A 12,787-nucleotide genomic window follows, 5' to 3' on the forward strand; every position below is an offset into this window, starting at 1 on the left:
CAACTTAGCACGTTCAAAAGGCGGATCCCAATGCTGCGTATTGCCGAAGAAGCCCTCACATTCGATGATGTTCTGCTTGTCCCTGGTTATTCCGAAGTTCTTCCCCATGAGGTGAATCTCCAGACTCAGCTGACTAAAGGTATTACCCTGAATATTCCGCTGGTGTCCGCTGCAATGGACACAGTTACCGAGGCTGAACTGGCCATCGCCATGGCTCAGGAAGGCGGCATCGGTATCATGCATAAGAATATGTCGGTCGATCAGCAGGCAGCGTCCGTTCGCAAGGTCAAGAAGTTTGAAAGTGGGGTTGTGAAAGACCCGATTACCGTATCTCCGGAAACGACCGTTCGTGAGCTGGTGGACATCACCATGGCGAACAGCATCTCCGGGCTGCCGGTTGTTGACGGGAACGATCTTGTCGGTATCGTCACCGGACGCGATATCCGCTTCGAAAGCCGCATGGAAACGCCTGTTCGGGACATTATGACCCCGAAAGAGAAACTGGTGACCGTCAAGGAAGGCGCCAGTCTCGATGAGATCAAAGAACTTCTGCACCGGCACCGCATCGAGAAAGTGCTGGTCGTCAATGACAACTTCGAGCTGCGTGGCCTGGTGACGGTCAAGGATATTCAGAAGGCAAAAGATTATCCGCTGGCGTGCAAGGACGATCAGGGCCGCCTGCGTGTGGGCGCGGCTGTCAGCACCGGCGGTGATACCGAGGCGCGGATTTCCGCTCTCGCTGAAGCCGGCGTGGATGTCATCGTAGTCGATACCGCCCATGGCCACTCCCGTGGGGTTGTGGAGCGTGTTCGCTGGGTCAAGCAGAACTTCCCGGAAGTCCAGGTGATTGGTGGCAACATCGCCACGGCCGAGGCTGCTCTTGATCTGGCGGAAGCCGGCGCAGACGCCGTTAAGGTCGGTATCGGTCCCGGTTCTATCTGTACCACCCGGATTGTTGCTGGAATCGGTGTGCCCCAGATTTCTGCGGTTTCAAATGTGGCCGCTGCCCTCAAGGATCGCGGCGTTCCGCTGATCGCCGATGGTGGCATCCGTTTTTCCGGTGATATCGCCAAAGCCCTTGCAGCAGGCGCTCATTGCGTGATGGTTGGCAGCCTGTTGGCCGGTACCGATGAAGCACCGGGCGAGGTTGAGTTGTTCCAGGGGCGTAGCTACAAAGCCTACCGTGGTATGGGTTCCCTGGGTGCCATGGGGCAGGGGTCCAGTGACCGCTACTTCCAGGATGCCAGCAAGGGCGTTGAGAAGCTGGTGCCGGAAGGTATTGAAGGCCGTGTGGCCTGCAAAGGGCCGATGCGTAACATCGTTCACCAGCTCGTTGGCGGTATCCGTGCGTCCATGGGGTATACCGGCAGTGCGACCATGGAAGTTATGCGCACTAAGCCGCAGTTTGTGCGAATTACCAACGCCGGCATGCGTGAAAGCCACGTGCACGACGTGACCATTACGAAAGAAGCACCAAACTACCGGATCGGTTAAACTACGGTTTCGGTAATGTCGGCACGCTGATTGATGCCTGACTTCAACGCGGCTCTCTACTTTTAAAGTGGGCCGCGTTTGTTATTTCTGACCCGAGGACTCCATGGCCCAGAACATCCACGACCACCGTATTCTGATTCTCGATTTTGGTTCCCAGTACACCCAACTGATTGCGCGACGTGTGCGTGAAGTCGGTGTCTATTGTGAAATCAGGGCGTTCGATATCACCAACGAAGAACTCGAAGAGTTCAATCCCAAGGGGATTATCCTGGCTGGCGGGCCGGAGTCCGTGACCCAGCTCGGAGGCCCGCGTGCCCCGGAAGGTCTGTTTGATCGCGGTGTACCGGTTTTGGGTATCTGTTATGGCATGCAGACCATGGCAGAGCAGCTTGGTGGGCGGGTCGCCAGCTCCGAAAAGCGTGAGTTCGGATACGCCCAGGTCAAGGTTCGTGCACAGGGTCCGCTGCTTGCGGACATCACCGATCACCTGACGCCCAGTGGCGAGTCCTTGCTGGATGTCTGGATGAGTCATGGTGACAAGGTAGTGGCGATGCCTGAAGGCTTCGAGCTTCTGGCGTCTACCGAGAGCGCGCCGATCGCCGCCATGCAGGATGTCAGTCGTAACCTTTACGGCGTCCAGTTTCATCCTGAGGTAACCCATACCCTCCAGGGCAAGCGCATCCTTGAGCATTTCATTCTGGGCATCTGCCAGTGTGAAGCTCTGTGGACGCCGGCCAAAATTGTGGATGATGCGGTCCAGCAGATTCGTGCCCAGGTGGGTGGTGACAAAGTGCTTCTCGGCCTGTCTGGAGGTGTCGACTCGTCGGTGACAGCCGCACTGCTTCACCGTGCCATTGGCGATCAGCTGACCTGTGTCTTCGTTGATAACGGTCTGCTGCGCCTGCACGAGGGTGATCAGGTCATGGATATGTTCGCCAGCAACATGGGCGTCAAGGTCATCCGTGCTGATGCCGAAGACTTGTTCCTTTCCAAGCTCAAGGGCGTTGATGATCCTGAGCAGAAGCGCAAGATCATTGGTAACACCTTCATCGATGTGTTTGATGAGGAAGCGGCGAAAATCACTGATGTGAACTGGCTTGCCCAGGGGACCATCTATCCGGATGTGATTGAATCTGCGGCGTCCAAAACCGGCAAGGCCCATGTGATCAAGTCTCACCACAACGTCGGCGGCCTGCCGGAGACCATGAAGCTCAAACTGGTGGAACCGCTGCGCGAGCTGTTCAAGGATGAGGTCCGTCGTATCGGGCTGGAGCTGGGCCTGCCTTACGATATGGTTTATCGCCATCCGTTCCCGGGACCTGGTCTCGGTGTCCGGATTCTGGGCGAGGTGAAGAAAGAGTACGCGGATATCCTGCGCCGTGCGGATGCCATTTTCCTCGAGGAGCTGCATCGGGCGGATCTTTACCATAAGACCAGTCAGGCTTTTGCCGTCTTCCTGCCGGTTAAATCCGTTGGTGTTGTGGGTGATGCGCGTCGCTATGAATATGTTGTCGCGCTCCGTGCGGTGGAGACCATCGATTTCATGACGGCTCGTTGGGCGCATTTGCCGTACGATTTGCTGGAAACGGTCTCCAATCGGATCATCAACGAGATCTCCGGCGTTTCCCGGGTGACCTACGACGTGTCATCCAAGCCACCTGCGACCATTGAGTGGGAATAATCGGGGCGAGTGACGGCTGATGCCTGAACAGTTGCCCTCGGACGAACACTGGATGGGTAGAGCCCTGGAATTGGCGGCCCAGGCGGCCGGGCAGGGCGAGGTGCCCGTCGGCGCGGTTGTGGTTCTGGAGGGGCGCGAAATTGGTGCCGGGTTTAATGCACCGATCAGCGGGTGCGATCCTACTGCCCATGCTGAAATCCGGGCGCTCAGGGATGCAGCAGCGAGAGTCGGAAACTACCGGCTCTCCGGTGCCACACTCTATGTGACGCTTGAGCCATGTACCATGTGCGTGGGGGCTATTGTCCATAGCCGGATCAGCAGGCTGGTGTTTGGCGCAACCGAGCCAAAGGCCGGCGCTGTTGAGTCGGCAAGGCGTACTCTGGAAGAACCGCGCCTGAACTGGATGGTTGAGGCGGTTTCCGGGGTTCTCGCCGATCAGTGCAGCAAGACGATCAGTGATTTTTTCAGCAGGCGTCGACGAGAAATCCGGCAGCGGCGCGAACAAACATCAGGGAAGGAGTGAGTAGCTGACATGAAAGTTCTCGTGACCGGCGGGGCCGGTTATATCGGCAGTCATGTGGTGCGGCAATTGGCACAGGCAGGGCATGACATTGTGGTGTTCGATAACTTGTCGACAGGGTACCGCTGGGCGGTAACGGCCGGGGAGCTGGTCGTTGGGGATCTGGCTGACGAGCAGGCCATCGACGATGTGTTTTCCCGCCATCGGTTCGAGGCAGTACTGCACTTCGCGGCCAACATCGTGGTTCCTGAGTCAGTTGCCAACCCTCTCAAGTATTACAGCAATAACACCCGCAACACCCTGAATCTTCTCAAAGCCGTCGAAAAGTACGACATCCCTTACATGGTCTTCTCTTCTACGGCTGCCGTTTATGGCATGCCGGATGAGACCGTGCTGACCGAAGATATGCCTCTGGCGCCCATTAACCCTTACGGTGCCTCGAAGATGATGAGCGAGCGGATGATTATGGATCTGTCTGCTGCTTCCAATCTTAACTACGTCATTCTACGTTACTTCAATGTCGCCGGAGCCAACCCGGAAGGGCTTCTTGGTCAGGCTACGCCCGAGGCAACCCACCTGATCAAGGTTGCCTGTGAATGCGTGACTGGCCAGCGGGAAGGTATGAGCGTCTTCGGCACTGACTACGACACCCGCGATGGCACCTGTATCCGTGATTACATTCATGTGGAGGATCTTGCCAAGGCTCATGTTATGGCACTGGACTACATGAGTTTGGGGGGAGAATCTCAGGTGCTGAACTGCGGATATGGGCGAGGATTTACCGTCCATGAGGTCATCGATATGGTCAAGCGGAAGTCCGGTGTGGATTTTCCGGTGGAGCTGGCTGGTCGCCGGGCGGGAGATCCAGCAGCATTGATGGCAGACAATGCCCGCGTGCGGGAAGTGCTCGGATGGAGTCCGGATCATGACGATCTCGAAACCATTGTGAGCACGGCCCTGGAATGGGAACACCGTTGGCTTGCGAAAAGACAGGCGCAATAGAGTTTTTTGATTCGAACAGCAGGGAATTAACCCATGAAGATTACGATTTTCGGCAGCGGGTATGTTGGACTGGTCACGGGTGCATGTCTCGCCGACGTTGGCCACGATGTGCTGTGCATGGACGTTGATCAGGGCAAGATCGAGCGATTGAAAAATGGCCAGATTCCGATTTATGAGCCGGGGCTGGACAGCATTGTAAAGCACACCGTAGAAGCTGGCAGGCTGTCTTTTACGACCGATACTGCTGAGGCGGTGAAGCATGGTTTACTTCAGTTTATTGCTGTGGGTACGCCCCCCGATGAAGATGGCTCTGCCGATCTTCAGTACGTCACCGCCGTTGCCCGGTCCATCGGTGAGCACATGGACGACTACAAGGTTGTGGTGGATAAATCTACGGTTCCCGTGGGTACCGCTGACAAGGTCAAGGCGGCCGTTCGGGCTCAGCTGGATCACCGCGGGCTGGAGCTGGATTTTGATGTGGTGTCGAACCCGGAATTCCTGAAAGAGGGTGCGGCCATCAACGACTTTATGAAGCCTGACCGCATCGTGGTTGGAACGGATAGTGACAAGGCCGCCGAGTTTTTGCGGGAAGTCTACTATCCGTTCAACCGCAACCATGACCGGATGATTTTCATGGATGTGCGTTCTGCTGAGCTGACCAAGTATGCCGCCAATGCCATGCTGGCCACCAAGATCAGCTTCATGAACGAAGTTGCCAATCTTGCCGAGCGCCTGGGCGCGGATATCGAGGCCGTACGCCGGGGTATCGGCTCTGATCCACGAATCGGTTACCACTTCATCTACCCTGGTTGTGGCTATGGCGGCTCCTGCTTCCCGAAAGATGTCCAGGCGCTTGCCCGGACTGCCCGTGACTGCGATTACGACGCGCGGTTGCTTAAGGCGGTCGAGTCGGTTAACTACGCGCAGAAGCACGTTCTGTTTGACAAGATCAGCCACTATTTCCGCGGGGATCTCAAAGGCAAGGTCATCGCCCTGTGGGGTTTGGCATTCAAGCCGAATACGGATGATATGCGCGAAGCATCAGCCCGAACGCTGATGGAAGATTTGTGGAAAGCTGGCGCTTCCGTTCAGGCGTTTGATCCCGAGGCAATGGAAGAAACCCAGCGTATCTATGGTGACCAGTCTGGGTTGACGCTTTGCGGAACCAAGGAGCAGGCGCTGAAAGGGGCGGATGTGCTGGCTATCTGCACCGAATGGAAGGAATTCCGCTCCCCTGACTTCGATACGGTTTCTGCGGCACTTCGGGAGCCAGCGGTCTTCGATGGTCGTAATCTCTATGAGCCCGAGATGGTCGAGCGGTACGGTCTTATTTATTATGCCATTGGTCGAGGCAAAAACCAGTTCCATTCGGAGTGAATATGGCCCGCACCGAGGATTTTCAGCTTCACGAACGGCTGGCGGCTGACACTGTCAGCCTTGGATGCAGCCGGTTATGTGAGGTCCGGTTGATGAACGATTCTTCGTGGCCCTGGATCATCCTCGTGCCGCGAGTGGCCGGAATTCGGGAGATCTACGAGCTGTCAGGCGATCAGCAGGCGCGTCTGGTGGAGGAATCGTCGATTCTGAGCCGGGGGATGATGGCGCTTTTCAGTGGCGACAAAATGAATGTTGCTGCACTGGGTAACATGGTTCCCCAGCTTCACCTTCATCACATCGTCCGCTTTCAGGCGGACCCTGCCTGGCCAGGTCCTGTCTGGGGTGTGCAGCCACCGGTTCCATACGAGGGCGGGCAGCTGTCCCGGATGGTTGAGCGTCTCAACCCGCTGTTGCAACAACTCAAGTAAATAACGGCGTTTCTGTCGGCCATAAAAAAGCCCGCCCAAAAGGGGCGGGCCAAAATTGCCCACGAGGGCAGCGACTCAACAACGGGTAGGCTCTTACCCGTAGTGATTAAAACGGACGCTGCCCAAAAAGGTTCCATCCCTCCCGGAAATTATTTTTTTGCCAGCGCCTGGGCGCCTACCAAAATCATTCTCAGCTCGGTTTTCAGCTTTGTTTTCAGGTCTTCCCGCTCTCGGGGTGTGGCGTCCAGGGCTTCCGCGCCTTGGTTGAACACCAGGGTTACCATCGCTTCGGCGACCAAGCGGGCATCGGATAGCGGCTTGTTCTGCTCATCTGCAAAGCGCTTGAGGTCATCAACAAGCTCTGTCACGAAATGGTCAATCTCAGCCTTGATGGCGGTACGAAAGGGTTTTGACACGCCCGTACGCTCCCTGAGCATCAATCTGAACAGGTTGGCGTTATTGCCAAGGTACTCCATGAACGTTTCCACCGAGGTGGAGATGGCGCTGCCGTCTCTGGCAATGCGTTTTCTGGCCTGGCGCATGAGCTGCCGGAGTGCAACGCCCCCTTCGTCAACCAGGGCAAGGCCCAGTTCGTCCAGTTCCGCAAAATGTCGATAGAACGAGGTTGGTGCTATACCTGCCTCCCGGGCGACTTCCCGCAGGCTCAGGCTACCGAATCCCCGATCGGCACTCAGTTGGGCCAGGGCGGCGTCCATGAGTGCTCGACGGGTGCGAAGTTTTTGCTCTGCTCTGGATGACAAGGCAGGACTCCATCTGCTGCATGAAGGCTGCATTCTAGCCGCCTGCTCACGGTGAGTCATCCGGCACGTTTTTGCGCTAGAAACACGCCTGATTTTCGCGCCTATTGTGTTTATAATGGGCGGCTTTTCCAGACATCGCGAACAAACGAACACATCAGACATTTACGGGAACCGGTATGCGCAGTCATTATTGCGGTGGGATCAACGAATCCCACATTGATCAGGAAGTCACTCTCTGCGGATGGGTACACCGCCGCCGTGACCATGGTGGGGTAATTTTCCTGGATCTGCGGGATCGGGATGGCATTTCCCAGGTGGTTGTGGATCCTGACACCCCCGAGAGCTTCGCGCTGGCAGAGAAAGTTCGCAGTGAGTTTGTAATTCAGGTGACCGGCCGCGTGCGTCGTCGCCCGGCAGGTACCGAGAATAACAACATGCCGACCGGTCAGGTCGAGCTTCTCGGCAAGCAGGTTGCTATTCTCAATGCCGCTGCAACGCCGCCGTTCCCGCTGGATGAGCACGTGGATGTGGGTGAGGACGTCCGTCTTCGATACCGCTTCGTGGATCTCCGTCGCCCGGAAATGATCAATCGCCTGCGTTTCCGCTCAAGGGTGACCAGCTATATCCGTAACTACCTCGACGGTAATGGGTTCATGGATGTGGAAACCCCGATCCTGACCCGCGCAACACCGGAAGGTGCCCGCGACTACCTCGTGCCCAGCCGTACCCACGAAGGTTCTTTCTTTGCACTTCCCCAGTCGCCGCAGCTCTTCAAGCAACTGCTGATGGTGTCTGGTGTTGATCGTTACTACCAGATCGCCAAGTGCTTCCGGGATGAAGACCTTCGCGCTGATCGTCAGCCTGAGTTCACCCAGGTGGACATCGAGGCGTCCTTTATTGATGAAGAAACCCTGATGGGCCTGAACGAGGAGATGGTTCGTTCACTCTTCAAGGATGTACTGAGCGTTGAACTGCCTGAATTCCCGCGTATGCCGCACTCCGAAGCCATGCGTCGGTTCGGAAGCGATAAGCCGGATCTGCGGATTCCGTTGGAGCTGCTTGACGTTGCAGACCTGGTCGAAAGCGTAGATTTCAAAGTGTTTGCCGGTCCTGCCAAGGATCCGAAGGGCCGCGTTGCAGCATTGCGCGTCCCGAAGGGTGCCGAGCTGACCCGTAAGCAGATCGACGACTACACCAAGTACGTTGGAATTTATGGTGCCAAGGGGCTGGCCTACATCAAGGTGAACGAATTGGCCAAAGGTGCTGAGGGTCTGCAGTCGCCAATCATCAAATTCCTCGGTGATGAGGTCGCCATGGCTATCATGGAGCGTGTGGGTGCTGAAGACGGGGACATCGTGTTCTTCGGTGCGGACAAGACTACCGTGGTAAACGAGGCGCTTGGTGCACTGCGGATCAAGGTTGGTCACGACCTGAACATGCTGACCAGAGAGTGGGCACCTTTATGGGTAGTGGACTTCCCGATGTTCGAAGAAACGCCGGATGGCGGACTGACCGCCATTCACCATCCGTTCACTGCACCGTCCTGCTCGCCGGAAGAGTTGGAGGCCAATCCGGCCGACGCGCTGTCCCGGGCGTATGACATGGTGTTGAACGGTACCGAGCTGGGTGGCGGTTCAATCCGTATCCACGATGAGAAAATGCAGGAAACCGTCTTCCGTATTCTCGGTATCGGTGAGGAAGAGGCTCGCGCCAAGTTCGGCTTCCTGCTGGATGCGCTGAAGTTTGGTTGTCCTCCTCACGGTGGACTGGCCTTCGGCCTTGATCGACTGGTGATGCTGATGACCGGTTCCAGCTCCATCCGTGATGTGATCGCCTTCCCGAAAACCCAGAGTGCGACCTGTCTGATGACACAGGCTCCGGGCGAGGTGGATGAAAAGCAATTGCGAGAGCTGAACATCCGCCTTCGCAAATCCGCCAAGGCGGCAGAGGCCAATAAGGCAGAGAGCCAGTAATACGGCGGCGAGGTACGATGTGGCGATCATTCTGGGGGTAGATCCGGGTTCAAGGATTACCGGTTACGGCATCATCCGTGCCCAGGGTCGCCACATCGAGTATATTGACAGTGGATGCATTCGGGTCGGCGAGAAGCCGATGGCCCAACGTCTACAGTCTATTTTCCAGAGTCTCGCCACACTGATTGGCGAGTACCGGCCTGAAGAGTTTGCCATAGAGCAGGTGTTCATGGCCCGGAATCCGGATTCGGCGCTCAAGTTGGGTCAGGCCCGTGGCGCTGCGATTGTCAGCGCCGCTAACAGCGGGCTGGAAGTCCACGAATACTCCGCGCGGCAGGTCAAGCAGGCCGTTGTCGGTAAAGGTGGCGCAGACAAATCCCAGGTCCAGCACATGGTTCAGGCTTTACTGGCCTTATCCAGAAAACCCCAGGCAGATGCTGCCGATGCACTCGCGATCGCACTTTGCCATGCCCATATGAGTCAGAGCGTGTTGAGGGTGGCCAGTGCTGGAGGCAAAGTCCGGAGTGGTCGGGTCAGACAACAGTCATAACGCTCCACGGAGCGGCAGGAGAATCTCTTGATCGGTCGTATCCGCGGCATACTTGTTGAAAAGTCACCGGGTCAGGCATTGGTTGAATGTTCCGGCCTGGGTTACGAAATCGACATCCCCTATACCACCTTTTTCCACCTTCCCGAGCTGGAGCAGGAAGTTCTGCTTCATACCCATTTTGCTGTTCGTGAGGACGCTCAGAGTCTTTATGGGTTCGCATCCAGGCTCGATCGTGATCTTTTCAGGTTGCTGATCAAGGTTAATGGCGTGGGGCCAAAACTCGCGGTTGGCATTTTGTCGGGCCTGGACGCGGCGCAGTTTATTCGTTGTGTTGAGGCAAAAGACGCAAATGCGCTGGTCAAGCTGCCGGGTGTTGGCAAGAAAACCGCGGAGCGGTTGCTTATTGAAATGGCGGACCGTATCGGGCAACTTGAGGGGCAGTTTGTGCCCTCATCGACCGACAGCGCCGTATCTGCTGGGCCAGCGGATGGCACGGTTGCGCGGGGGGCTGCTCCCAGTGAAGAGGCGGAAGCCGCGCTGATTGCCCTTGGTTACAAGCCGCAGGAGGCGGCCAAGGCAATCAGTAAGGTGGCGGAGGACGGAATGTCCAGCGAAGCCCTGATTCGACTGGCCCTGAAGAATATGATTCCGGCCTGATAACAGGTCGGTAATGTGTCGTTTGTATAACGCCAATTGTGTAGAGAGCGTAACGTGACAGCCCAAGGCCCGTTTGTACAATTGGGGCAACGTTAACTTCGAGGCGAACGCACAGGCACGATGTTGATTCCCAATAAGCGGGTGATGCCATGATTGAATCCGACCGACTGATTTCAGCCGGCGCCGGTGAATACGAGGACGTTCAGGATCGCGCCATTCGTCCGACGTTGCTTTCCGAGTACGTCGGGCAGCCTTCTGTGCGAGAGCAGATGGAGATTTTTATCTCGGCTGCCCGGGGGCGCAAAGAGGCACTGGATCATGTGCTGATTTTTGGTCCTCCCGGTCTCGGTAAAACGACTCTTGCCAACATCATCGCCAATGAAATGGGGGTGTCTATCAAGACGACCTCCGGGCCGGTGCTTGAGAAGGCCGGCGATCTTGCCGCGATGCTAACCAACCTCGAAGAAGGCGATGTCCTTTTCATTGATGAGATCCATCGCCTGAGTGCGGCAGTGGAAGAAGTGCTTTACCCGGCGATGGAAGACTATCAGCTGGATATCATGATTGGAGAAGGGCCGGCGGCTCGCTCCATCAAGCTGGATCTCCCTCCGTTTACCCTTGTGGGCGCTACCACACGCGCCGGCCTGCTGACATCGCCTTTAAGAGACCGATTCGGCATTGTTCAGCGTCTGGAGTTCTATAACACGGAAGATCTGACCAGCATCATCATGCGATCGGCCAGGCTCTCGTCAGTTGACATCGACGAGGCGGGTGCCTTCGAAATTGCCCGACGTTCCCGGGGTACACCCCGTATTGCCAATCGTCTGCTGCGGCGTGTGCGCGATTTTGCTGAAGTGCGGTCGAACGGCCATATCAGTTCGGATATCGCCGATCAGGCATTGAACATGCTGAAGGTCGATAATCAGGGCTTTGACCACATGGATCGGCGCTTGTTGCTCGCCATGATCGAGAAGTTCGATGGCGGGCCGGTGGGCGTGGAGAGTCTGGCAGCCGCGATCAGCGAAGAGCGGGGCACCATCGAAGATGTGCTTGAGCCTTTCCTGATCCAGCAGGGGTTCATGGTACGGACGCCGCGGGGAAGGATGGTGACCTCCAATGCCTACCAGCATTTCGGTGTGGTTCCGGCCAAATCGGGCAAGGAGGACGATCTCTTTGACTGATCTGGTCGAGTCCCCGCTTTTCGAGCTGCCCATTCGCGTGTATATCGAGGATACCGATGCCGGTGGCATCGTGTTTCACGCGCGATACCTCCACTACATGGAGAGGGCTCGAACCGAGTGGGTCAGAAGCTGTGGTGTCGGACTGCGTGCCGGCCTGGCGGACAATATCAGCTATGTCGTTCAGAAGATGGCCATTCATTACGTCGCTCCGGCCCGCCTCGACGATCAGTTAGTGGTCACGGCTGAGCCTGTCGGGTTTGGCCGGGTCTGGATGACTTTCCGGCAGCGGGTGCTGCGCGCCGAGGACAGAAATCTGCTGTGTGAAGCGGATGTGCGGGTCGCTTGTGTTGCGCTGGACAGCGGGCGCCCGAGACGGCTTCCGGAAAATATGCAGTCATTGCTGAGCGAGAACGTTCAGCCTATGGAAACAAATAACGGAACTAGCCAGGAGTAGAAGGTGGAATCGGAAGTTTCAGTCTGGTCTCTCATTGCCAATGCAGGCGTTCTTGTGCAGCTGGTCATGCTGCTACTCATGCTGGCATCAGTTATCTCATGGGCCCTGATTTTTCAGCGTTTGCAGGTGTTCCGGAAGGCAAAACAGGCACAGTTGGCGTTTGAGGATCGCTTCTGGTCCGGCATGGACCTCGGTCAACTGTATCGTGAGGTGAATGCCGAACCGACCCCTTACTCTGGCATGGAGTCGGTTTTCCGCGCCGGATTCAAGGAGTTCTCCCGATTGCGCCAGCAAAGCCGGGATGCGGACGCGGTGATGGAAGGCGCGCAGCGTGCCATGCGTGTTGCGTTTTCCCGGGAGCAGGAGCGTCTGGAACTCCACCTGCCTTTCCTTGCAACCGTCGGTTCCACAAGCCCATACGTGGGCCTGTTCGGTACGGTTTGGGGCATCATGAACTCCTTCCGTGGCCTGGCACAGGTCCAGCAGGCAACCCTTGCCACCGTCGCACCGGGTATTTCCGAAGCCCTGATCGCGACGGCGATGGGCCTGTTCGCCGCGATTCCCGCAGTTATTGCCTATAACCGCTTCTCCGCGATGTCCGACGCGCTGCTCAAGAACTACGAAACCTTTGCGGAGGAGTTTTCAAGCATCCTTCATCGCCGTGTGCACAGCAGTGAGAAGAGCAGCGCATGATGCCGGTTTTGGATGG

General features: G+C 56.9%; 13 protein-coding genes. 12 read left to right on the forward strand and 1 reads right to left on the reverse strand.

Annotated elements, in window-relative coordinates; all coding sequences use genetic code 11:
* Positions 1-30 precede the first annotated feature (30 nt).
* The 6 genes from guaB (at position 31) to D777_RS03150 (ending at position 6,502) form a co-directional block, all read left to right on the forward strand.
* Complete coding sequence (gene guaB, locus D777_RS03125) at positions 31-1,494, forward strand: IMP dehydrogenase (protein WP_036128647.1); 1,464 nt, start codon at positions 31-33, stop codon at positions 1,492-1,494.
* 103 nt (positions 1,495-1,597) lie between these two features.
* On the forward strand, positions 1,598-3,175 hold the full coding sequence (guaA, locus tag D777_RS03130; protein ID WP_036128649.1) for a glutamine-hydrolyzing GMP synthase: 1,578 nt from the start codon (positions 1,598-1,600) through the stop codon (positions 3,173-3,175).
* A gap of 19 nt (positions 3,176-3,194) precedes the next feature.
* Complete coding sequence (gene tadA, locus D777_RS03135; protein WP_036128651.1) at positions 3,195-3,698, forward strand: tRNA adenosine(34) deaminase TadA; 504 nt, start codon at positions 3,195-3,197, stop codon at positions 3,696-3,698.
* A gap of 9 nt (positions 3,699-3,707) precedes the next feature.
* Entirely contained in the window at positions 3,708-4,697 is a 990-nt protein-coding gene (gene galE, locus D777_RS03140; RefSeq protein ID WP_036128653.1) for a UDP-glucose 4-epimerase GalE, read from the forward strand.
* A 33-nt stretch (positions 4,698-4,730) separates the two neighbouring features.
* Complete coding sequence (locus tag D777_RS03145) at positions 4,731-6,074, forward strand: UDP-glucose dehydrogenase family protein (protein ID WP_036128655.1); 1,344 nt, start codon at positions 4,731-4,733, stop codon at positions 6,072-6,074.
* Positions 6,075-6,076: 2 nt separating this feature from the next.
* Complete coding sequence (locus D777_RS03150) at positions 6,077-6,502, forward strand: HIT domain-containing protein (protein ID WP_036128657.1); 426 nt, start codon at positions 6,077-6,079, stop codon at positions 6,500-6,502.
* Positions 6,503-6,651: 149 nt separating this feature from the next.
* On the opposite strand, the gene fabR is transcribed toward D777_RS03150, so the two are convergent.
* Positions 6,652-7,263: an HTH-type transcriptional repressor FabR gene (fabR, locus tag D777_RS03155; RefSeq protein WP_036128659.1), complete on the reverse strand. Its 612-nt coding sequence runs from the start codon at positions 7,261-7,263 to the stop codon at positions 6,652-6,654.
* Between the two features lie 176 nt (positions 7,264-7,439).
* On the opposite strand from fabR, the gene aspS reads away from it, so the two are divergent.
* The 6 genes from aspS (at position 7,440) to tolQ (ending at position 12,771) form a co-directional block, all read left to right on the forward strand.
* Positions 7,440-9,236 (forward strand): aspartate--tRNA ligase, encoded by a 1,797-nt coding sequence (gene aspS / locus D777_RS03160; RefSeq protein WP_036128661.1) that lies wholly within the window; start codon positions 7,440-7,442, stop codon positions 9,234-9,236.
* A 19-nt stretch (positions 9,237-9,255) separates the two neighbouring features.
* Complete coding sequence (ruvC, locus tag D777_RS03165) at positions 9,256-9,786, forward strand: crossover junction endodeoxyribonuclease RuvC (RefSeq protein ID WP_036128663.1); 531 nt, start codon at positions 9,256-9,258, stop codon at positions 9,784-9,786.
* A gap of 27 nt (positions 9,787-9,813) precedes the next feature.
* The gene (ruvA, locus tag D777_RS03170; RefSeq protein ID WP_036128665.1) at positions 9,814-10,443 is read left to right on the forward strand and encodes a Holliday junction branch migration protein RuvA; all 630 of its coding nucleotides are present in this window, start codon (positions 9,814-9,816) and stop codon (positions 10,441-10,443) included.
* A 149-nt stretch (positions 10,444-10,592) separates the two neighbouring features.
* Complete coding sequence (gene ruvB / locus D777_RS03175; protein ID WP_036128667.1) at positions 10,593-11,624, forward strand: Holliday junction branch migration DNA helicase RuvB; 1,032 nt, start codon at positions 10,593-10,595, stop codon at positions 11,622-11,624.
* Positions 11,617-12,078 carry a tol-pal system-associated acyl-CoA thioesterase gene (ybgC, locus tag D777_RS03180; protein WP_036128669.1) on the forward strand — a complete coding sequence of 154 codons (462 nt, stop codon included), beginning with the start codon at positions 11,617-11,619 and terminating at the stop codon, positions 12,076-12,078. Before ruvB ends, ybgC begins: the two co-directional genes overlap by 8 nt.
* Before the next feature lie 3 nt (positions 12,079-12,081).
* Positions 12,082-12,771, forward strand: coding sequence for a protein TolQ (gene tolQ, locus D777_RS03185; RefSeq protein WP_036128671.1), 690 nt, complete (start codon positions 12,082-12,084; stop codon positions 12,769-12,771).
* The last annotated feature ends 16 nt before the right edge of the window (positions 12,772-12,787 follow it).

It is taken from the genome of Marinobacter nitratireducens (assembly GCF_000708045.1).
Lineage (GTDB): Bacteria > Pseudomonadota > Gammaproteobacteria > Pseudomonadales > Oleiphilaceae > Marinobacter > Marinobacter nitratireducens.